The organism is Pseudochelatococcus lubricantis (assembly GCF_042432495.1).
GTDB lineage: Bacteria > Pseudomonadota > Alphaproteobacteria > Rhizobiales > Beijerinckiaceae > Pseudochelatococcus > Pseudochelatococcus lubricantis.
The window spans coordinates 558198-578629 of sequence record NZ_JBHLXC010000002.1 but is presented as its reverse complement, the minus strand read 5'-3'; the positions used below and the strand labels follow the sequence as shown (position 1 = coordinate 578629).

The 20432-nt window shown below is 67.1% G+C and carries 16 protein-coding genes and 1 tRNA gene; 9 read left to right on the top strand and 8 right to left on the bottom strand.

The window, feature by feature from the left end; translation table 11 throughout:
- The first annotated feature begins 22 nt into the window (after nt 1-22).
- From ACFFJ7_RS05510 to mutL, 4 genes are read left to right on the top strand one after another with little or no spacing between them, the layout of a single operon-like run.
- Nucleotides 23-1387, top strand: a complete 1365-nt coding sequence (locus ACFFJ7_RS05510; protein WP_377591050.1) for a M16 family metallopeptidase — start codon at nt 23-25, stop codon at nt 1385-1387.
- Nucleotides 1388-1446: 59 nt separating this feature from the next.
- On the top strand, nt 1447-2745 hold the full coding sequence (locus ACFFJ7_RS05505; protein WP_377591048.1) for a M16 family metallopeptidase: 1299 nt from the start codon (nt 1447-1449) through the stop codon (nt 2743-2745).
- 26 nt (nt 2746-2771) lie between these two features.
- Entirely contained in the window at nt 2772-4106 is a 1335-nt protein-coding gene (locus tag ACFFJ7_RS05500) for a phosphoglucose isomerase-related protein (protein WP_377591046.1), read from the top strand.
- 17 nt (nt 4107-4123) lie between these two features.
- The gene (gene mutL / locus ACFFJ7_RS05495; RefSeq protein WP_377591044.1) at nt 4124-6022 is read left to right on the top strand and encodes a DNA mismatch repair endonuclease MutL; all 1899 of its coding nucleotides are present in this window, start codon (nt 4124-4126) and stop codon (nt 6020-6022) included.
- Here the strand turns inward: mutL and rsmD are convergent.
- Nucleotides 5987-6577 carry a 16S rRNA (guanine(966)-N(2))-methyltransferase RsmD gene (gene rsmD / locus ACFFJ7_RS05490; protein ID WP_166947911.1) on the bottom strand — a complete coding sequence of 197 codons (591 nt, stop codon included), beginning with the start codon at nt 6575-6577 and terminating at the stop codon, nt 5987-5989. The genes mutL and rsmD overlap by 36 nt on opposite strands.
- A gap of 24 nt (nt 6578-6601) precedes the next feature.
- Nucleotides 6602-8962 carry a pseudouridine synthase gene (locus tag ACFFJ7_RS05485; RefSeq protein WP_377591042.1) on the bottom strand — a complete coding sequence of 787 codons (2361 nt, stop codon included), beginning with the start codon at nt 8960-8962 and terminating at the stop codon, nt 6602-6604.
- Between the two features lie 139 nt (nt 8963-9101).
- On the opposite strand from ACFFJ7_RS05485, the gene ACFFJ7_RS05480 reads away from it, so the two are divergent.
- Together ACFFJ7_RS05480 and ACFFJ7_RS05475 are read left to right on the top strand one after the other, a co-directional pair.
- Entirely contained in the window at nt 9102-9530 is a 429-nt protein-coding gene (locus ACFFJ7_RS05480) for a nucleoside deaminase (RefSeq protein ID WP_377591040.1), read from the top strand.
- A gap of 145 nt (nt 9531-9675) precedes the next feature.
- Nucleotides 9676-10584: a LysR family transcriptional regulator gene (locus ACFFJ7_RS05475; protein WP_377591038.1), complete on the top strand. Its 909-nt coding sequence runs from the start codon at nt 9676-9678 to the stop codon at nt 10582-10584.
- Here the strand turns inward: ACFFJ7_RS05475 and ACFFJ7_RS05470 are convergent.
- On the bottom strand, nt 10554-13397 hold the full coding sequence (locus tag ACFFJ7_RS05470; RefSeq protein ID WP_377591036.1) for an ATP-binding protein: 2844 nt from the start codon (nt 13395-13397) through the stop codon (nt 10554-10556). The two genes, ACFFJ7_RS05475 and ACFFJ7_RS05470, sit on opposite strands and share 31 nt — an antisense overlap.
- A gap of 263 nt (nt 13398-13660) precedes the next feature.
- Between ACFFJ7_RS05470 and ACFFJ7_RS05465 the strand changes: the two genes are divergently transcribed.
- From ACFFJ7_RS05465 to ACFFJ7_RS05455, 3 genes are all read left to right on the top strand, one after another.
- Nucleotides 13661-14128 carry a phasin gene (locus tag ACFFJ7_RS05465; protein ID WP_166947901.1) on the top strand — a complete coding sequence of 156 codons (468 nt, stop codon included), beginning with the start codon at nt 13661-13663 and terminating at the stop codon, nt 14126-14128.
- A 444-nt stretch (nt 14129-14572) separates the two neighbouring features.
- On the top strand, nt 14573-15589 hold the full coding sequence (locus ACFFJ7_RS05460; protein WP_377591033.1) for a phasin family protein: 1017 nt from the start codon (nt 14573-14575) through the stop codon (nt 15587-15589).
- Between the two features lie 249 nt (nt 15590-15838).
- Nucleotides 15839-15915: transfer RNA gene (locus ACFFJ7_RS05455), tRNA-His, on the top strand.
- A 320-nt stretch (nt 15916-16235) separates the two neighbouring features.
- On the opposite strand, the gene ACFFJ7_RS05450 is transcribed toward ACFFJ7_RS05455, so the two are convergent.
- The 5 genes from ACFFJ7_RS05450 to ACFFJ7_RS05430 all read right to left on the bottom strand — a co-directional run bounded on the left by ACFFJ7_RS05450 (nt 16236) and on the right by ACFFJ7_RS05430 (nt 20314).
- The gene (locus tag ACFFJ7_RS05450) at nt 16236-17750 is read right to left on the bottom strand and encodes a YfjI family protein (RefSeq protein ID WP_377591031.1); all 1515 of its coding nucleotides are present in this window, start codon (nt 17748-17750) and stop codon (nt 16236-16238) included.
- Nucleotides 17744-18685: a DUF7146 domain-containing protein gene (locus ACFFJ7_RS20985; protein ID WP_446686871.1), complete on the bottom strand. Its 942-nt coding sequence runs from the start codon at nt 18683-18685 to the stop codon at nt 17744-17746. The genes ACFFJ7_RS05450 and ACFFJ7_RS20985 overlap by 7 nt, the downstream gene beginning before the upstream one ends.
- 55 nt (nt 18686-18740) lie before the next feature.
- Nucleotides 18741-18977: a hypothetical protein gene (locus ACFFJ7_RS05440; RefSeq protein ID WP_377591027.1), complete on the bottom strand. Its 237-nt coding sequence runs from the start codon at nt 18975-18977 to the stop codon at nt 18741-18743.
- 119 nt (nt 18978-19096) lie between these two features.
- Complete coding sequence (locus tag ACFFJ7_RS05435; protein ID WP_377591025.1) at nt 19097-19654, bottom strand: MerR family transcriptional regulator; 558 nt, start codon at nt 19652-19654, stop codon at nt 19097-19099.
- 75 nt (nt 19655-19729) lie between these two features.
- The gene (locus ACFFJ7_RS05430; RefSeq protein WP_377591023.1) at nt 19730-20314 is read right to left on the bottom strand and encodes a hypothetical protein; all 585 of its coding nucleotides are present in this window, start codon (nt 20312-20314) and stop codon (nt 19730-19732) included.
- Between the last annotated feature and the right edge of the window lie 118 nt (nt 20315-20432).

The window sequence follows — 20432 nt, the reverse complement described above, 5'->3', positions numbered from 1 at the left end:
GCCCTGAACAAGTGAGTTGTGCATGACCAGTCCATTTTCCGGCCCGGATTCCAGCGGCGCGAGTTCCACGGGTGAAGGCTCCATCTCCGCCGCCGGACAGGCCGCCGGCACCGGAACCAGCCTGAAGGCAGGGCCGGAAGTGGTGACCCGCACGCTCGCCAACGGCCTCGACGTCGTCGTGATTCCTGACAGGCGGGTGCCGGTCGTCACCCATATGGTGTGGTACCGCAACGGCTCGGGCGACGATCCGCTGCGCAAGTCCGGCATCGCGCATTTTCTCGAACATCTGATGTTCAAGGGCACGGCGACACACCCCGCCGGCGAGTTCTCGCACCTCGTGGCGAGTCTCGGCGGGCAGGAAAACGCCTTCACCTCCTATGACTACACCGCCTATTACCAGCGCATCGCGAAGGAGCATCTCGGCACGATGATGGCCTTCGAGTCCGACCGCATGACCGGCCTCACGCTGGACGACGCGGCCGTGGACCCGGAACGGCTCGTCGTGCTGGAGGAGCGGCGCATGCGCACGGACACCGATCCGTCGGCGCAACTGTCGGAGGCGCTCGCCGCCACGCTTTACACGCACAATCCCTACGGCACCCCGATCATCGGCTGGCAGCACGAGATCGAGACCCTCGACCGGCACGACGCGCTCGCCTACTACCGGCGTTTCTACACGCCGGAGAACGCGATACTGGTCGTTGCCGGCGACGTGGAGGCCGATGAGGTGATCGCGCTGGCCGAAAGCACCTATGGCCGGATCGCCGCACGCGGCGAACGGCCGCAGCGCCAGCGCCCGCGCGAGCCCCTTCCCGTTGCCATGAAGCGCGTTTCAGTCGCGGATGCGCGTGTTGAGCAGCCCTACCTGCAGCGCGCGTGGCTCGTCCCCTCCGTGCGCACCCAGACCGGGCAGGAGGCCTATGCGCTTGAGCTGCTGGCCGAAATTCTGGGCGGGGGGCCGACCTCCCTGCTCTACCGCCATCTGGTGCTCGACCAGGGCGTGGCGGTGAACGCCGGCGCGAGCTACCATGCCACGATGCTCGACGATTCCCGCTTCGACATCTATGCCGTGCCGGCATCAGGCGTCACGCTCGACGCGCTGGACGAGGCGGTGGGCAAGGTCGTGACGCGCCTCGTCGAGGACGGCGTGAACGAGGCGGAGCTGACGCGCGCGCGCACCCGTTTCGTCTCCGAGATGATTTATGCGCAGGACAGCCAGGTCCACATGGCCCACATCTACGGGTCGGCGCTCGCCATCGGCGAAACCGTGGCGGACGTTCAGCAGTGGACGGACCGCATCGAGGCGGTCGATGCGGGTGCCATTCAGGAGGCGGCGCGGCGTTTCCTGAGCCGGCCGCACACATCCGGCTTCCTGCTGCCCGCATGACGGCGCCGGCCGCCTTCCGCGCCTGATCCGGCGCTTTCCGTTTCTGTCGAGGTTTTCGCATGTCGCTTGTCGAGCCGGGTTCCGCAAACGCTTCCAGTCAGACGTCCGCTTCGCGCGCCATCCAGCGCGTCGTTTCGCCCGGCGGCATCGAGGCCTGGCTCGTTGAGGAATACGCTGTTCCCCTCATCGCGGTGGAGTTCGCATTCAGGGGCGGCGCGTCCCTCGACCCGGCGGACAGGGCCGGCGCCGCGAAGCTGTTCGCGAGCCTGCTCGACGAGGGCGCGGGCCCCTACGATTCCGAAGCCTTCCAGGAAAAGCTCGCGGAACACGCCATCGAGCTGCACTTCGCCGCCGACCGCGACACCTGGCGGGGTTCGCTGAAGACTCTGGCGCGCCACGCCGGGCAGGCGTTCGAGCTGCTGCGCCTCGCGCTGACGGAGCCGCGTTTCGACGACAGCGCCGTGGCGCGCGTGCGCGAGCAGCTGCTCGCCGGCCTGCGGCACGAGGCGAACGACCCGGACACGCTCGCGAGCCGCGCCCTGTTCGCACGGGCCTTCCCCGGCCACCCCTACGCGCAGCCCGTCAAGGGCAGCATCGATACCGTGCCGGCGCTCGACCGCGACATCTTCCTCGCCATCAAGCCCGCAGCGCTCACCCGGGCGAATCTCACCGTCAGCGTGGTCGGCGCCATTGACGCCGCGACGCTCTCGGCGCAGCTCGACGCCGTCTTCGGCGATCTGCCGGCAGGCGGGCAGGTGCCCGCCGTCGCGCCGGCGGCGCCGCTGGCGTCAGGCGCGCTTGAGGTCATCGATGTCGACGTGCCGCAGACGTCCCTGCGCTTCGCGGTGCCGGGCTTCCTGCGCAACGATCCGGATTTCATGGCTGGGATCGTGTTCAACCACATTCTGGGCGGCGGCGCGTTTACATCGCGGCTGTTCCAGGAGGTGCGCGAGAAGCGCGGACTGGCCTACGGCGTCTCCACCTCGCTCGTGCCGCTGCGCGCGGCCGGCCTTCTGGTGGGCGGCACCGCCACCAAGAATGAGCGCGCGGCCGAATCGCTCGCCGTCATTCGCGCGGAAATCGCCCGCCTGACGGCCGACGGCCCGGACACGGACGAACTCGCCAAGGCCAAGCAATACCTCATCGGCTCCTATCCGCTGCAGTTCGACAACTCGGCCAAGATCGCCCGTCAGTTGCTGCAGATCGCACTCGACGACCTTGGCATCGACTACATCGACCGGCGACGCGGCCTTGTCGAGGCGGTGACGCTCGCCGATGTCAGGCGTGTCGGCGAGCGGCTTTTCGGAACGAGCAAACTGCTTGTCATCGCGGCGGGGCGGCCGGAGGGGCTGGCCTGACATCCGCACAAACGGGGCGAGGAATTATGTCGGGAACCATCGCATTTCAGCAATCCATCGATCTGGCGCGCGCCTCCCGCATCGGCGGTAACGGCCTGCCGGACACGGCGATCGATGCGGCCTTCGCTGCCGTAGGGACCGCGCTCGCGCGCCTCAACGCCGCTGTAGAGAAGGGCGAGCTGCCGCTCGTCGACGTCGCCGGCGGGAGCGACGACCTGCCCGCCATCCACGGCGCGGCGACGCGGTTTCTGGGCGCCTCGCCCGTCACCGACATCGTCGTGCTCGGCACCGGCGGGTCGAGCCTCGGCGCGCAGGCGCTGGCGCAGCTTGCGTTCTATCAGGTGCCGGGCCTCGGCCGGCGCGACGAGCCGCGCCTGCATTTCTTCGACAACCTCGATCCCGTTACCTTCGGCATCACGCTGGAGCGCCTGCCGCTCGATACCACACGGGTGCTGGCGGTTTCCAAGTCCGGCGGCACGGGCGAGACGCTGATCCAGGCGATCACCCTGCTCGCGAAGCTGGACGAGGCGGGGCTGCGCGACCGCGCCGCAAGCCTCATCCTCGGCCTGTCCGAACCGCGTAAGGACGGCAAGGCGCATCCGCTGCGCGATCTGCTTGAGCCGGAGGGCGTCCAGTTCCTCGACCACCACACCGGCATTGGTGGCCGCTATTCCGTGCTGAGCAACGTCGGCCTGCTGCCCGCCGCCATTCTCGGTCTCGATATCGACGCCATTCGCGCCGGCGCGCGCGCGGTCGTCGCCTCGCTGAAGGATGGCGACGTGCATGCCATCCAGCCGGCGGTCGGCGCGGCGCTCAATGTCGCGGCCCATCTCGAAGGCAAGGGCATCGCCGTGCTGATGGCCTATACTGACCGGCTGGAGCGCTTCGCCAAGTGGTGGATCCAGCTCTGGGCCGAGAGCCTGGGCAAGAAGGGCCTCGGCTCGCAGCCCGTGGGCGCGCTCGGCCCCGTCGATCAGCACAGCCAGCAGCAGCTCTATCTCGACGGGCCGCGCGACAAGCTGTTCACGGTCATCACCCTCGACGTGAAGGGCACGGGCCCGCTCATCGACGCGGAACTGGCCGCGCGCGCCGGCCAGGCCGGTTTCGCCGGCAAGCACGTGGGCGATTTCGTGGCTGCACAAGGGCTTGCCATGACGGACACTTTCGCGGCCAACGGCCGGCCTGTGCGCCAGATCCGCCTGCAGCGCCTCGACGAGTACACTCTTGGCGCGCTGCTCGCGCAGTTCATGCTGGAGACGATCCTCACCGGCTTCGCGCTCGGCATCGATCCGTTCGACCAGCCGGCCGTCGAGGAAGCGAAGGTGCTCGCCAAGCAGTATCTGGCCGAGGGCCGGGGCTGACGGCGGAGCTGAATGGCATGGCAGCAGGCATCGCAGCTGGCTTGGCAGTCCGCCGTCTCGAACCTGTCCTGATCGATCGCATCGCCGCTGGCGAGGTGATCGAGCGGCCAGCCGCCGCCATCAAGGAGCTGGTCGAGAATGCGGTTGATGCCGGCGCCCGCACCATCGAGGTGGTCGTGGAGGCGGGCGGCAAACGGCTGATTCGCGTCACGGACGATGGCTGCGGCATGTCGGCCATCGACCTCGATCTCGCGGTGGAGCGCCACGCGACCTCCAAACTGCCCGAGGGCGATCTGTTCGACATCCGCTCGCTCGGCTTCCGGGGCGAGGCGCTGCCGTCCATCGGCGCTGTGGCGCACCTGTCCATCCTCACCCGCAACGGGACGGATCCCAACGGCTGGGCCATCGTGGTGGACGGCGGGCGCAAGGAGTCCGTCCGCCCGGCGCCGGCAGGCCGTGGCACGCGCATCGAGGTGACGGACCTGTTCTCCGCCACTCCGGCACGGCTGAAATTCCTGAAGAGCGACCGCGCCGAGGCCCAGGCCGCGGTCGAAGCCGTGAAAAGGCTGGCGCTGGCGCATCCGCAGGTGCGCTTCACGGTCGCGGGCGATCACCTTTCCACCGTCGACCTGCCGGCGGAAGGCGACGACGAGGCCGCGCTGCTGCGCCGTCTCGCACGCATTCTGGGCGCCGAGTTCGCGCCCAACGCCGTCCCCATCGACGCGGAGCGCGAGGGCGTGGCGGTGACGGGCTTTGCCGGCCTGCCGACCTATCACCGCGGCACCTCCACGCACATCCACGCCACCGTCAACGGCCGCCCGGTGCGCGACAAGCAGATACTGGGTGCGGTGCGTGCCGCCTACATGGATTTCCTGCCCAGCGACCGCCATCCGGCGCTGATGCTGCGCATCGCCTGCGATCCGCGCCTTGTCGATGTCAACGTGCATCCGGCCAAGTCTGAAGTGCGCTTCCGCGACCCCGGTCTGGTGCGCGGGCTGATCGTGGGCGCGCTCAAACAGGCCCTTGCGGGCGCGGGCCACCGTGCAACGACCACCGGCGGCTTGCGGACGCTGGCGGCGTTACGGCCGCAGTCCATACCGGAAGCGATGAGCCCGCCGATGCAGGGCGCGCCGCAGCCGGATCTGCACATCCACACCGGCCAGCCCTTCCCCTCCTCCGTTTTCGGCGGGCGGGCCCGCCCCGCGCCCGCCACCTTCGACAACTGGCAGGCGCCGACTGGCTTCGCGGATAGCCCGCAAACGGCGTTTCACGCCTTTGCCCCTCCAGCGGCGGATGCGCGCGCCAGCGAGACCACCGCCGTGGCGGAAGCCGTGGAGCAGCCTCTCGGCGCGGCCCGCGCGCAGGTGCACGAGAACTACATCATCAGCCAGACGCGCGACGGCATCGTCATTGTCGACCAGCACGCAGCTCACGAGCGGCTGGTGTACGAGCGGCTGAAGCGCGAGCGCGCCGCCAGCGGCATCGCGCGGCAACTCGTGCTTATTCCGGAAATCGTGGAACTCGACCCGTCCGAGGCCGACCGGCTGCTCGCCCATGGCGACACGCTCGCGGCGCTCGGCCTTGTCGTCGAGGGCTTCGGTGCGGGGGCGGTCGCCGTGCAGGAGGTGCCGGCAGCGCTCGTGGGCGGCGACATCCGGGCACTGGTGCGGGACGTCGCCGACACGCTGACCGAATGGGGCGATGCCCGCGCACTCGACGAACGGCTCGACCATGTCCTCGCGACCATGGCCTGCCACGGCTCCGTGCGTTCGGGCCGGCGGCTGCGCCCCGATGAAATGAACGCCCTGCTGCGCGAGATGGAGGCGACCCCCTTCTCTGGCCAATGCAACCACGGCCGCCCGACGTACGTCGAACTCAAACTATCCGACATCGAGCGCCTGTTCGGGCGCAGTTGAAAGCACCCTGCGCCCGACGGACAAGCGCGTGTCGCCGTAGTCGCGGGTTTCCAGCTTCTCGAAACCTTCGGGAAAGACGAAGGCGGCATCGCTCGCCTCTTCCACCACCACGAGCGCGTCGTCGGTGAGCCAGCCGCCTTCGCGGGCAGCGGTGAGCGCTTTCTCCGCCAGTCCGCGGCCGTAGGGCGGATCGCAGAACACCAGGGAGAACGGTTCCAGCGGCTTTGCCTCGCCGAGCTTTGTCGCATCGCGCCGGTAGATGCGCGTCAGGCCGCCGACGCCCAGCGCATCCGTATTGGTGCGGATGACGGCGCGCGCTTCCGCGCCGTCATCGACCAGCAGCGCGAAGGCCGCACCGCGCGAGATGGCCTCCAGCGCCATCGCGCCCGTGCCGGCGAACAGGTCCAGCACCCGCGCGCCGGTCACGGGATCGCCATAGGCGTGCGCCAGCACATTGAAGATGGTTTCGCGCACGCGATCCGACGTCGGACGGATGGCGTCCGACTTCGGCGTGGTCAGGGCGCGGCCCTTGAAACGGCCTGCGACGATACGCAACCGCTGCCTCCGTCACTCAAGCATTTAGGACTTGCGCGGCGGACGCGAGCCGCCTGGACGCGAACCGGAAGGTTTGCCGCCGAACGACTTTCCCGACGGCGGTTTGCCGGCGAAGCGATCACGCCCACCGAAATCCCGCCTGCCGCGTGACTGGCTATCATCCGCCGCTTGGCCACGAAACGGCTTTTTCTCAAACGATTTGCCGGCGAATTTCCGCTCCGGCCTCTTCTCGCCGGACGGGCGATCCCCGCGGAAACCTTCATCACGAAAACTCTTGCCACGCGGACGATCGTCAGACGGCCGGTCGCCCTGGGACCTGTCACCATGCGGCCGGAAACCCGGCCGGTCGCCGCGCGGGCGATCGCCGCCAAAACCTCCGTCACGAAAACTCTTGCCACGCGGACGATCGCCAGACGGCCGGTCGCCCTGGGGCCTGTCACCATGCGGCCGGAAACCCGGCCGGTCGCCGCGCGGGCGATCGCCGCCGAAACCTTCGTCACGGAAACTCTTGCCATGCGGACGATCACCAGACGGCCGGTCGCCCTGGGGCCTGTCACCATGCGGCCGGAAACCCGGCCGGTCGCCGCGCGGGCGATCGCCGCCGAAACCTCCGTCACGAAAACTCTTGCCATGCGGACGATCACCAGACGGCCGGTCGCCCTGGGGTCTGTCACCATGCGGCCGGAAGCCCGGCTTGTCGCCGCGCGGGCGGTCGTCGCGATCCCGTCGGAAGCCTTCGTCGGGGCGACCGGCCGGACGATTGGCGCGGTCGGCGAAAGTGCGCCGCTCATCGCCCTGCTCGTCCCGTCCGAACCGCCGGGCGGGACGCTGGGAGTCAGCGCTCGCAGGACCGCGCCTGTCGAAGCCATCCCGCTTTCTGAAGCCGCCCTCGCGCGCCTCATCCGGCAGGTCGGGCCTGACCTTGCGGGCCGACCGCTCGGCGAGCTTCGGCATCGGTACCAGCCGTTCGACCTTGACCGTACGGCCGCCCGGATCGGTGATCGCGCCAGCGCGAACGTGCTCGCGCTCTCCGCTGAGGGCGCGCGACTCGCGTGCGTCCGCGCCGCGGCGGGGCACCCGTGTGCCCTTGGGGCGCACGGCCTCGGTCTCTTCATCGCGCCAGACGGCACGTTCCTTGGAACGCTGCTCGTAGGCCTCGCGCTTGTAGGCGGGCGCGGGCGCAGCGGCAGCACGCGGTCCCCGGGCGAGAAAATCCTCGCGCGAGCGGAAGCGGCCTTCGCGCGCGGGCACCGCGTCCGTTCGTGCGGACAGCGGACGTGCGGAGGGCTGGCGCGCGGGCAACTCGTCAGCCTGGGCAAGGCCGGTCTCGAAATCGACCCCCGCCTCGCGTGCCAGCGCTTCGCCGAGCTGGTCCTTGAGGATGCGGGTGCGCACTTCCTCCAACGCGCCCTCGCCCAGATCGCCGAGCTGGAAGGGGCCGAAGGAAACGCGGATCAGGCGGTTCACGCGCAAGCCGAGATGTTCGAGGATGCGCTTGACCTCGCGGTTCTTGCCCTCGCGCAGGCCGAGCGTCAGCCAGACGTTGTCGCCCTGAGCGCGCTGGATCGCGGCCTCGACCGGGCCGTAATGCATACCGTCGATGGTGATGCCTTCGCGCAGCGCGTCGAGTTGCGCCTGATCCACGGCGCCGTAGGCGCGCACACGGTAGCGGCGCAGCCACGCGGTATCGGGATGCGCCAGCACGCGCGCGAGGCCGCCGTCGTTGGTGAGCAGCAGCAGGCCCTCGGTGTTGATGTCCAGCCGGCCCACGGCCACAACGCGCGGCAGGTCCGCCGGCAGGCTGTCGAACACCGTCGGGCGACCTTCCGGATCGCGGGCCGTGGTGACGAGGCCGCGCGGTTTGTGGAACAGCCACAGGCGCGTGCGCTCACGCGCCGGCATCGGCGCGCCATCGATCAACACCCGGTCGGCCGGGCCGACCAATGTCGCGGGCGTGTCGATGACCTTGCCGTTCACGGACACCCGGCCTTCCGCGATCATCACCTCGGCATCGCGGCGCGAGGCGACGCCCGCCCGCGCCATCACCTTGGCGATGCGCTCCGGGCCGGACGTCACGGCGACGGGTTCGCGGCGCTGCTCAACGGCGCGCGGCTTGCGGGCATCGGGGCCGCCGACATCGGCGAAGCGGCGCGCGGGCCGCTCCGGCCGCTCGCCGCCCCCGCGCATCCCGTCCTTACGCTTTTCTTCCTTACCCGCGCCGCCGGGGCGCGGCTTGCCATAGCCCGCGCGGGGGCGCTCGCCCTCGCCCTGGGGGCCGGCGAACTTGCGCGGGGCACTGAATTTTCTGACACCTTTTGACGACCGCGCGGTATCGCCGCCCGGCCGCCGAGCGGGGCGACGCTCGTCTTTCCATTTATTGGTCATTGCTTGCTCATATCAGAACGGATGCATTGACGCGAGAGGATCGACGCATAATATCCGCGCTCTCGCGCGAAATATTTCAATGCCGGAGACTGCTGCCGTCACAATGCCACCGCATTCCGCCCTCCCGCCGGACGACCCGATGTCCATCGCCTTCGACGAGGCGCGCCGCGCCGCGCTTGCCGGCGAGGTGCCCGTCGGCGCGGCCGTGGTCTGCGACGGCATCGTCATCGCGCGCGCCGGCAACCGCACCCGCACCGACAACGACCCCACCGCCCATGCCGAGATGCTGGCCATCCGCGCGGCGTGCCTGCGGCTCGGCAGCGACCGCCTGCCGGGCTGCGACCTCTATGTGACGCTGGAGCCTTGCCCGATGTGCGCGGCGGCGATCTCGTTCGCCCGCATCCGCCGGCTCTACTACGGGGCGGAGGACCCGAAGGGCGGCGCGGTCGACAACGGCGTGCGCTTCTTTCACGCGGACACCTGCCACCACGCGCCTGACGTCTACGGCGGCATCCGCGCGCAGGAGGCGGCGGACATGCTGCGCACCTTCTTCCGGGAGAGGCGGTGAGAGGGCATGCTCCTTATAAATAGAGCGGACGCCATCTTCATTATCGAGGATATCGCGAAGCGCGGCGGTAGCCGCTGTTGCCGTATCGCCTCCAATAAGTCGGCACTGTTGCCATAAGGGCAACAATCGGCCATAGTCGGCGGTCATGGACAGGATGGGCGATCTCGATGTCTTCGCGCAGGTGGTGACGGCCCGGAGCATGTCGGCTGCGGGGCGGGAGATGGGGCTGTCGACGGCCGTCATTTCCAAGCGCATCCGCCGGCTGGAGGAGCGGCTGGGCGTGCGCCTGCTGCAGCGCACCACGCGCCAGATCACACTGACCGAGGCGGGGCAGGGCCTTTACGAACGCGCCGTCGCCATTCTGGCCAGCGTGGAGGAGGCCGAGGCCTGGGTGGCGCGCGGCAGCGCCGAGGTGCGCGGCGTGCTGAAGGTTTCCGCGCCCACCTCCTTCGGCCGCCTGCACATCGCGCCGCGCCTGCTGCCGTTTTTGCGGCGCCACCCGAATCTGACCGTCGATCTGAACCTGTCGGACGAGTTCATCGATCTCGTCGGGGAAGGCTATGACGTCGCGGTGCGCATTGCCGATCTCGCCGATTCCAGCCTCGTTGCCCGCAGGCTTGCCCCCAACCATCGCCTGCTCGTCGCCGCCCCCGCCTATCTGGAGCGCACTGGCGTTCCCCAATCCGTCGACGACCTGCCCCAGCACACGCTCATCGCGCACAACAGCGATCACTGGCGGCTCGAAGGGCCGCACGGGCAGCATGTCGTGCGCATCAACGCGCCGCTGCGCACGAATTCGAGCGAGGTGGTGCGCGAGGCGGTGATCGCGGGCATGGGCATTGCCCTGCGCTCGACGTGGGACATCGGGCCGGAGCTGCGCAGCGGCCAGTTGCGCGCCGTGCTGCCCGGCTACGGCGCTTCCAACCGCGTCGCGGTGTACGCGGTCTATCCCAGCCGCCGCCATCTGGAGCAGAAGGTGCGGGTGTTCGTGGACCATCTCGCCGCGCTGTTCGGCCCGACGCCCTACTGGGATGACGGCCTGACGCTCTCCTGACCAGCGGCGAAAGGCGAGGCGGCGGAAAAGGCGATCTCGACCATCGTGCCTTCGTGCAGGGCGCTCGAAATGTGGAAGCGCCCGCCGCTTGCCTCCACCAACGCGCGCGTCAGCGGCAGGCCGAGGCCGGTGCCCGTGCCGTGGCCGAGCCGCGTCGTGGTGAGCTGCGCGAAGGGTTCCAGCGCTGCCGATACCTGCGCGCGTGTCATGCCGATGCCGGTGTCGCGGATGCGCAGCGTCGCGCCGCCGTCATCCGCGCGCGCAGTGGAAACGATGACCTGCCCGCCCGCGTCCGTGAACTTCACCGCGTTCGACAGCAGGTTGAGAATGATCTGCTGCAGCGCACGCTCATCGATACTGACCGGCGGCAGCGCGCGCGCGAGGCTGGTGCGCAGCACCACCTGCTGTCGCCCTGCCTGTGGCATCAGCAACCCGACGCAGCCCGACACCACGTCGTTGAGGGAAACGAGGGAGGGTGCAAGCTCCAGCCGCCCGGCCTCGATCCGCGCCAGGTCGAGAAGATCGTTGACGAGGCTGATCACCTGTCCGCCGGAGGCGTGGATGTCTCGCAGGTATTCGCGGTAGCGCTCCGAGCCGACGGGGCCGAACCGCTCCTCCAGCATGATCTCCGCAAAGCCGATGATGGCGTTGAGCGGGGTGCGGATTTCGTGGCTGACGCGCGCCAGAAACGCGGCATGGCCGCCCTGCGCCTCTCCGCCGGCCGCCTCCGGCAGCGCGTCTTCGCGCCGGGGAGCGCCGCTGACATCGCGCAGGATGGCGAAGAAACGCTCGCCGTCGCGGGTCGCCGGCGCGTCCGCGACGTCCGGCGCGAGCCGGCCCATGACCATCATCAGCTCGATGGTGCCGCCGCCGCGCGCACGCGCCGTCACCAGTTGCCCGTCGTTGAGAACGCTGGCGAGTCCGCCCTCGCGCAGCCCCTCGAAATAGGCCTTCGCCCCGGCGACGCTCTCCGCCGTCAGCAGTCGCCACAGAGGCGTGCCTACCACGTCGGTTTCCTCGCGTCCGAACAGCGCCTCCGCCGAGCGGTTGAGCGACAGCAGGCGGCCCGCGCCGTCGAGCGTGACGACGCCGTCTGTTGCCGTGTCGAGGATGGTGTCGAGCGCCCGCACGCGCGATTCCTGATAGCGCAGTTCGCGTTCGAGATCGCGCAGGTGCGCTTCCATGCGGGGTTCGAGCGCGCGGCGGAACGACATCAGCGTCGCCGGCCCGCCCTCCCATGGCACGCTGACCATGCGCGCGTCGGCGGAAAGAGGCGTGCCCTGTGCAGTGCGCAACGCCAACGGCGCATCTCCGCCGCCCGGCGTGTTCGTGAACAGCGCCTGCAACCCCCCCGCTGCGGCGAAGGCGGCGGCATCCGTATAGCCAAGCAGATCAAGCAGGCCACGGCTCGCGAACAGCACCGAGCTGCCGCGTGTCACCAGCAGGCCGAGCGGCAGGCGGTCGGCGATTCGCCTGAAGACGGCGACGGAATCCTGCTCCGCGTCTTCCGGCCGGATGACGCCGGCTGCAGCTTCCCGATGCGCGTCGCCTGCCTCTTCCAGCGCGCGCGGCACAGCCGGGCGGGCTTCCGCCGGCAATGCCGCCGCCGGCGTGACGATATCCGCCACGGGGCGCGGTCCCGGTTTAGCATGCGGCGCTGTTTCGGGACGTCCGGCGGCGGGAATGTCCGGCGCGGGCTCACTGGCCGCGCCGCCGTCAGGCTCCCGGTCGTCGTGCGGCATAATGTCGCCGATGCGGGAGATGCCCAGCGCGCGGGCGATATCGCGGAACGCCTGTTTCTCGCTGTCCGTCAGCCGCGAGCGCTGCGGCGCCTCGGCCGGCTCAATCATCGGTTCGGCGACCGGAGCGACCGGAGCGGCCGGCGCGGCGGGAGCGGAGACGGCCGGCGCGGCAGGCGCAGCCGGGGCGGCAGCGCCGCCTCCCGCATCGCGCAGGCGGGCGATGCGGCAGAGGCCGAAGCCGCGGAATCCCTGAAAGCGGCGCTTCGCATCGTGCATCGGAATGCCGGCGAGTTCCACCGGCAGCAGCGGTATGGCCACGTCGTCACCGACGCGCCACAGCACCTCCCGGCCGCTCCATGTATCGTGGTGCGACAGGGCGGCCGCGACGCCGTCCGGATCGTGGACGATGCCTTCCGCCACGAGATCGCGCCAGCTTCGCCCCTCGATGTCGCCGGATTGCCGCCCCACGAGCCCCGCAAGCTCCTGCGAGACACGCGCGAACCTGCCCTGCGCGTCCGTCTCCCAGATGAAGCGCACGGTCGACCGGTTGCCGGCATAGACGAGCAGGCGGTCGAGCGCACTTTGGCGAGCGGCCTCCGCGTTCCCGTCCTCAACAATGTCGCCGCCGCGCGGCGCGGATGGTGCGGCGACGGCTTGCATCGCTGCGCCGTCGTCCGGGCCGCGATGAACGAAGCCGTCCTCCACCACGCGCGGCAGGCGCGGCAACGGCCCGCGCAGGATGGTGAGCAGGAACTCGCCCTCCCCCGTGGCGACGCGGTGGCATTCGAGCAGCAGGCGGGCGATGCCGTAGCCCTGCGGAAGCGTGATGCGTTCGAGCCGGACCCCGCTGCCAGCGGAAAGCGCCGCCGCGATGCGGCGCAGGCGCCCGCGCAGATTCTCGCCGCCGGCCGCCCGCAACGCGGGCGCGAGCCCGGCGGTGCCAACCGAGGCGCCAATGACGCGGTTGCCGTCAAGCGACCACAGCACCGCAGCCGCCTCCTGCTCCACGAGCGCGGCAAGCGCGGGATCTCCCCAGATACCTGTCTTCGATGCGTCCGGTCGCCTCGACATCCGAATCACCCGCCTCACTGTCACATTAGGACCGCGACATATGACTAATAAAATGTTAATATATCTTTGTCCTCAGAGCGTCACGGAATCTGCGTAGATTGCCGGCGCAATCCGGCATCAACGTTAACGTTGCGTCAGGAACGCCAAAATGTAGGTTTGACGGAATAAGCCCCCTTGCATTGCTGCGATGCAGCATATATGCATTGCAGTGCACAATCCGTCAGTGTATGTCCCTTTCGTCCAGCGTTTCCAAGGAGATTACGATGAGCAACAACCTCCCGACCTACGAGATCCCCGCCGAGCTGCGTGAGTTCGCTGAGAAGAGCGTCGACCAGGCCCGCAAGGCGTTTGATGGCTTCCTCGGCGCTGCCCACAAGGCGATCGCCACCTTTGAGAACCAGACGACGGCTGTCCCCTTCAACTCGCACGAAGTCGCCCGCCGCACGCTTTCCTACGCCGAGAGCAACATCGCTGCTGCCTTCGACCTCGCCGAGAAGCTCGTCCGCGCCAAGGACCTGCGTGAAGTGACGCAGTTCCAGAGCGAGTACCTGAAGAACCAGTTCGCTGCGCTTCAGGAGCAGGCCCGCGACTTCGGCGCCACCGTGCAGAAGACCGCCACGGAAGCCACGCAGCAGGTCCAGAACGCTGTGAAGGAAGCCACCCAGAACGCGACCGAAGCCGCCAAGGAAGCCGCGCAGGCCGCCAAGGACGCGACCAAGACCGGCGCGTGACATACGCGAGACCGGCCGCAACCATGCGGCCGGTTGCCCGACGTGATGCCGGATTGCACTGCGGCGCGGGGCGACTGTCCCGGCCGCGACCTTACTGCGCCGCAGCAGCCCCTTGTCCGATGCTACCGCTGACTGGCATGATACGTGGCGCGGTTTCCGGCAGTACAGGCGTCCGTTCAGGCGAGAACAGTTCGGGTATCAGGTCCAGTGATATAGAGACGGAGCAGAATTTCCATGACGACACGTAAGGTAACCGGCACTCCGGCAGGCGGAAGAAGAAGGACAACTTCCGCGAAAAGCACGACGACGGCCGAGGACGTGAGCGTTACGGATACGACTGCGCAGCCCGCCGCCACCGCCGCAGACAAGACGCAGGCAGCATCGGCTCCCCAAGCAGCATCGGCTCCCGCTGCTGCCCCGGCCCCCAGACAGGCCACCGCTCCCGTGGCCACGCCTTCTCCGTCCGTCAAGGCCGCCCCGGCTGCAGCCGTAAAGCCCGCTGAAGCTCCTGCCAAGGAAGCCCCCGCCAAGGCAGACAGCCCGGCGACCGAAACCAAGCCGGAGCCCGCCAAATCCGCGCCGGCCCAGCCTGAGGCGGTGAAGCCCGCTGAAGCCGCCAAGCCTGTCGAGACCATCGAGGCTGCGAAGCCTGTTGAGACCGCCAAGCCCGCCGAGGTCGCAAAGCCTGTCGAGGTCGCAAAGCCTGTCGAGGTCGCAAAGCCTGTCGAGGCTGCAAAGCCCGTAGAGACGGCAACGCCGGTCGAGCCCGCCAAGCCAGCTGAAACTGCTGAGGCCGCCAAGCCGTCCCAGCCAGCCGAACCCGCCGAGCAGCCTGCCCCCCGCAAGGTCGCCGCACCGGCTGCGAGCGCGGCGCCTGCTGCTCCAGGACTGTTCGACAAGCCGCTCGCGCCTCCGCGCACCCCTGCGGCGCCGGTTGCCCCCAAGGAGGAGGCTCCGGTCGTGACGGCAACGGTCGCTCCGGCGGCACCGGACGTGCAGCCCGCCGCAGCGCCGGCGGCTGCGGAAACGACGCCGGCGTCCGTCGTGGAAAGCGCGGTCGCACAGGCTGCCCCCGCCACCATCACCGCTGTTTCGACCACGACGCAGGTCGGCCTGCGCTACGCGCGCCAGGGCTACAGCAGTCTGCATGAGCAGAGCGAGCTGTGGACGAAGAATTTCTCGACCGGCGTCTCGCTCGCCTCGCGCGGCGTCACGGAACTGAACAGCAAGATGTTCGATCTCGTGCGCAGCCAAACGGACGGCACGCTCGACCTCTGGCGCCAGCTCCTGACTGTCAGTTCGCTCGCCGAGGCTGTGGAGCTGCAGACGCGGGAACTGCGTCGCCAGTTTGAGTCCACGTCGAGCCAGTTGAAGGATATCGCGCAGACGTCTAACCGGCTGCTGAGCGAGGCCTTCAGCCAGGTCCAGGCGCGGCAGTCCAAGTCCAACGACCGGTCCTGATCGCGGCGCCCGGCTTCCCGGGCCGCCATGCGGCATTTGAGACGCGACGGGCATTCACGGACGCCCGTCTGCCGTTCCCTCACGAGACCCCTGTGGACTCGATGCGCCGACAATGTGTCGCGGTTCTTGCATCAATCGCGCGAAGCCGCTATGTAGTGGCGTCTGATTCTCCAAACGGGCCGCTGCGGTTTCCGTTTGCGGGATGCAATACCGTTCTGACGGTAGAAGACCTGCCTCCGGCAGCACCGTGCAGCTGTAGCTCAGTTGGTTAGAGCGCTTGATTGTGGATCAAGAGGTCGCCCGTTCGAACCGGGCCAGCTGTACCATTCAAATCAATCACTTAGCTGATACGTTAAATGCCTCACCTCTTGCCGTGTCAGCGCCATGTCAGCAAGCCGTGAAGAAAGGGCCTATTTCGCATTCTCGGTTGTATATATAATTAATATACATAAATAATATGTATTATTATTTAAAATTGGACTTAAGCGACACTTGCGACAGATAGCGCGAGCTTAAAACCCTGCGACATTGCGACAAATGGCATAACACGCTGATATAAAAAGAAAAAACTGTCGCAATTTGATTTGCGACAGCTTGCGACACTTTTCTTTGAGCATTGAAAAATAACGGTTTTCCTGTCGCAGCATTAATCCGCTGTCGCACTGGCCTTCCGATAGAAGCCCTTCCGGTCGGGACATTCCTCGATATGCCCGTGATCGATCAGGATTTTCGACAGCTTGTCCGCCAACTCCTTTGAGCCGCGACAGCTCGCAGGCCCCGAGCGCATCACGTCACGGATGTTGAACGCCCCCCGCTTCAGCGCCCACTGGCTCAGCTCGGCGGCCTTCTTGATATTCTCGTCCGCGACGCTCTCGCCCAGCAGCCGCAATGCCTCGTCGATGTACCAATGCAGGATGGTTATGGCCTTCTCCATCATCGCCGCGCTGATCTCGATGCTCCCGAGGTCGCCGGCTTGCGACACGAATGCATCGTACACGGTCAGTACCCCGGCCAAGCGTGCAGCCATCTCCGCCGCCTTGCACACCAGCGGCTTGATCGGTCGCAGCCCGCCGCCATCATCCAGCTCGCGCTCGATCTCGTTGGAAAAGGTCTCCCACGCCGATTTCGCCTGGTCGCTCATCCGTAGCGCCGGCGGCGCCAGCTGGTTACGCGCACCCTCCGCGAGCGGCCAGCCGGCCTCCATCATCCGCCGCAGCCTTATCCGCAAACTGCCGATCGCCGCCAGATCATCCTGTAGAGGTTCCTGCCGCATTCGGGTGCCGGCCAGGGAGCGAGGGTAGGCGATCAGGAACCGCGCCGTTAGCCCTTGATCTCGCAGCGTAGGGTTGTTGATGAAGGCCAACGTGGCCGCCGGCTGCGCCATGAGGTGACACGAAAGGCGGCGGCCGGACGCGATGGTAGTGCGCTCGTCCTTGTCCGCCCTGATTCGCTTCAGCGCCGCTCCATCCCATGCCTTCGACAACAACCCGCCGGATCGCCCCGCATGGTCCTTCGACATGGAGTATCCGCCGAAAAAAACAGCTCCTTCGTCGCCGAACAGTCCGAGGCTCGCGTGATAGCGCGGCATGTTCTTTATCAGCCCGTCGATGCTCACATCGGACGCGACGACGAACGGATCCAGCGGCTCGTCTGGCTCCGGCCCCAGCGCCATCAGCTCCGCTGTCATAGCGGCCGCATCTTTTTTCTTGTCACCGATGATTTTCCGCCGTGCAGCTGCCCATGCCTCACGGCGCGCGTCCGCGCCCATCTTTTCATTTTTGTGCTCGGTGCGCAGATCGGCTTCAAAGTCGTTGATGCCGGCAAGCGCCTCGTGATCCGCGCCGCTTTTGCGGTCGCCAGATTCCGCGACGGTGATGAAGAACAGCGATAGCGGCTTCGGCCGCTCGTCCGGGATGTCAACGTCGGCATGCGCCTGTGCAGCCAGCGCGGCAGCCGCCAGCACGCTGTTCGCCGCCATTGCATGCGGAACCTGAACCTTACGTGCTATAGCCTCAGCAGCCGCCTGCAACGGCCCCAGCGCCTCCATAGGGAACGGAGCCGGGTCCGGGACTTCGGGCAGCAGCGGCAGCGCGGTCGACGGCAGTTCCCGCTTCCTATGCGTGTAGGAGGCTTTGGCTTTCTCTAGGTCGATTGTCACCATTTTGCCGCCCCCTTCAGCACGTCGTTCATGTCGCCGCGAATGTTGGGAACTTCCTCGACAACCTCCCGCCCCGCCGCCAGCCAGCGATCAGCCAGTTCGTCGCACGCTTTGGCGTTCGCGCCGTTGTCGTCTGTCTCACCCAGGATCGTGATCGCCTCGATGGCCTCGTGGAGCACCGGGAACGCCCCCAGCATCCCCGCGCTACCCAGCGCCCACGCGGGCCGATGTCCAAGGACGCGCCCGCTCAGCGCCGTTTCGCACCCCTCCGCGACGGTAATGCCGCCCGTCACCTCGGCGTCAGGGTCCAGCTTGATCGCCGCACCCTTCACTGGCCCGAACATTTCACGGTCGATCTTCTCCGCGAGCGGCGACAGATAGGTCTTCTGGATCGCAGCCGGCGCATCCGTGAAAATGTCGCGGTAGAGCGCAATCATTGCCGGGTGCCTGTCGCCGCCGGACGTGAAGACAGACGGATGGAAGCGCAGCGCCCCATGCGCAAGATCGTCGTCGTCAAGAACGACGGCGCGGCTGCGCAAATAGGAGGCCGCCAAGGTGCCCCGGATCGGAATGGCTTCTGACCAGATGTCGAGCGCCCGCTTCTGATTTCGATTCGGCTCCGGGGAAGGAACTGGTCTCCGCCGCTCCCGTGGCCTCTCATCTTCGCGGCCCTGCCCCGGTCTCCACGGCGTCAACCCGAGCGCAGCGCGAACGTAGTCACGGCACTCGCGCCAGTCGTCGTTGCAATGGCTCTTTACGACGAAGCCGTCTGGATCGCTGGCGCTAATCGTGACGGACAGCGATCGGTCCTTCCTGCTATGGCCTGGGCCAGGGACAACGGCGTTATTGCCCCGCGCCTCCCCGCCCAACGCCCGCGCGATATCGTGCGCGGAAAATGCTTGCCCGGAACGGGCAGGTTTGCTATACGGATAGTGCATAAAATTTGTTCTCCTTAGAACAACAACCCGGCTAATGTTGGCGCATTGCCGGGTTTTACTTTTCCTGCGAACTATTCTCGATAAGCTCTCCTAAGTATTGTGTTGCGAATGCGTCCAGTTCATCAACCGGATACAGCACGCTTTTGCCGGCTTTATGCAGTTTCGGCCCTGTTCCCTCGCTATGCTTCTTCGCCAGCGTGCTCGGCTTCAACTGAATATCCCACCGCTCCCGAAAATAGATCGACGCCTCCTTACGCGTGAGGCGCTTTTTCTTGAAAACAACATCGGACATCCGTTCTTCCTTTTTCGTAGATACGCGCCATGCAGTCACCCCGGTGTTTTATTTTTGTTCTATTTGTTTACCATATGTAGGATGCGGCTGCGAAAGGGGCGCTACATGCGGTACCCCTGTTATCCCCGGTTTCCACTGTAAGCAGCTTCATAGATCGCCAGAGGATGGAACGCGTTGTCACCGGTGATGTATTGCAGCGAGGCCGTCACGCGCTCGAATACGGCGCTTGCGTTGACCGTGATGAAGCCATCGGCATCGCCCAGCCGCCTGCTGGCCTCGGCAACGTCCAGGTGCGGATTGGCGGGTAAAATGGCCGAATTCCCCCCTGCCACGACGATGTACGTGGTGCCGTCACGTTCCGCGAAGGGCAGCCCTACGGCCCGCTCCGGGTTAACCTCTCCGGCGTCCCAGCCGACGTGAGCGAAACGGTTCGCAGCCTTCAAAGCATCCGCAGCCGAACCGGCGCCGGCGTCGATGATAGCGCCGCCGATACCGATCTCTATGATGTTTCCAAATGAAAACAGCCGGCGATGCCCAGGGCCGCCGACGCCTATAATGTTCTCGCCCCCGACGATCAGGCCGCGGTCAAGCCAATTTGTGATCGTCTTGGCGGACACTCCTGTCGCCTGGGACGCAACCCCGATTTGGAATTGCCGATAACGGAAATTGTTGTGCATCGCTAACTCCTGTCGATGCACTCTTTATGTCATATACTCATATGGGCTGTCAACGACTCTCACGAGTCTATAAAATTATCCTCCAGCCGCCAGCTTCTTCGCCCTCGTGTGCGCCGACTGCGGGCTGATGCCAACGGTGCGGGCGATGCTCGGCAGGGGCACGCCAGCGGCCAGCATCTCCGCGAACAGCCCCGCACCGGCTTCGGTGAGCTTGCGGCCCTTCCCTTCGCCGGTCGTCGTCGTGATCGCCGCCGCCTTCGCCGTCCAGTCTGCATCCTCGGCCTCAACGGCAGCGCCGGCAGGCTCGACGGGATCGTCCAGCACCGGCGACAGCAGGTCTTCGATATCGGCCTGCCTGCCGCCCTCGACCGGATCAGCTGCGATGCCGCCTTCGTTGCCGGCCGGAATCCGGCCGGCAGTGGTGTCGTCTTGCTTGCTTTCAATCGTCCCAACTTGGGACGATTGAAGCTCCAGCGCCTCCAGCCGCCGCTCGATCTCCGACCGCCAGTCCGCCAGCTCGTCGCCTGCACGGGTCGCCGCTATCCACACCGCCGCCCTCTCGATGAAACTCGGATCGGCCCGCATCTGCGCCGCGATCTCCAGCAGCACGGGACGCCCTTCCTCTGGAACCCGCGCCGACGCTTGAACATATCCAACCATGCTTCCATCTCCTATCAATTGCAGGCATGCACAATACTGCAAATGCATGTATCACGATGCAGTTATAAGCATGCATTTGATAACTTGCAATTGGTAGCATGTGCATGCCTGCAAAAGA

What these genes read in the sequence shown, in the direction of transcription:
- ACFFJ7_RS05435 (WP_377591025.1), bottom strand. Translation starts at nt 19,654, where the DNA reads ATGCACAACAATTTCCGTTATCGGCAATTCCAAATCGGGGTTGCGTCC.
- ACFFJ7_RS05480 (WP_377591040.1), top strand. Translation starts at nt 9,102, where the DNA reads ATGTCCATCGCCTTCGACGAGGCGCGCCGCGCCGCGCTTGCCGGCGAG.
- ACFFJ7_RS05465 (WP_166947901.1), top strand. Translation starts at nt 13,661, where the DNA reads ATGAGCAACAACCTCCCGACCTACGAGATCCCCGCCGAGCTGCGTGAG.
- ACFFJ7_RS05485 (WP_377591042.1), bottom strand. Translation starts at nt 8,962, where the DNA reads ATGACCAATAAATGGAAAGACGAGCGTCGCCCCGCTCGGCGGCCGGGC.
- ACFFJ7_RS05475 (WP_377591038.1), top strand. Translation starts at nt 9,676, where the DNA reads ATGGACAGGATGGGCGATCTCGATGTCTTCGCGCAGGTGGTGACGGCC.
- ACFFJ7_RS05450 (WP_377591031.1), bottom strand. Translation starts at nt 17,750, where the DNA reads ATGGTGACAATCGACCTAGAGAAAGCCAAAGCCTCCTACACGCATAGG.
- ACFFJ7_RS05470 (WP_377591036.1), bottom strand. Translation starts at nt 13,397, where the DNA reads ATGTCGAGGCGACCGGACGCATCGAAGACAGGTATCTGGGGAGATCCC.
- ACFFJ7_RS05430 (WP_377591023.1), bottom strand. Translation starts at nt 20,314, where the DNA reads ATGGTTGGATATGTTCAAGCGTCGGCGCGGGTTCCAGAGGAAGGGCGT.
- ACFFJ7_RS05505 (WP_377591048.1), top strand. Translation starts at nt 1,447, where the DNA reads ATGTCGCTTGTCGAGCCGGGTTCCGCAAACGCTTCCAGTCAGACGTCC.
- ACFFJ7_RS05440 (WP_377591027.1), bottom strand. Translation starts at nt 18,977, where the DNA reads ATGTCCGATGTTGTTTTCAAGAAAAAGCGCCTCACGCGTAAGGAGGCG.
- ACFFJ7_RS20985 (WP_446686871.1), bottom strand. Translation starts at nt 18,685, where the DNA reads ATGCACTATCCGTATAGCAAACCTGCCCGTTCCGGGCAAGCATTTTCC.
- mutL (WP_377591044.1), top strand. Translation starts at nt 4,124, where the DNA reads ATGGCAGCAGGCATCGCAGCTGGCTTGGCAGTCCGCCGTCTCGAACCT.
- ACFFJ7_RS05510 (WP_377591050.1), top strand. Translation starts at nt 23, where the DNA reads ATGACCAGTCCATTTTCCGGCCCGGATTCCAGCGGCGCGAGTTCCACG.
- ACFFJ7_RS05500 (WP_377591046.1), top strand. Translation starts at nt 2,772, where the DNA reads ATGTCGGGAACCATCGCATTTCAGCAATCCATCGATCTGGCGCGCGCC.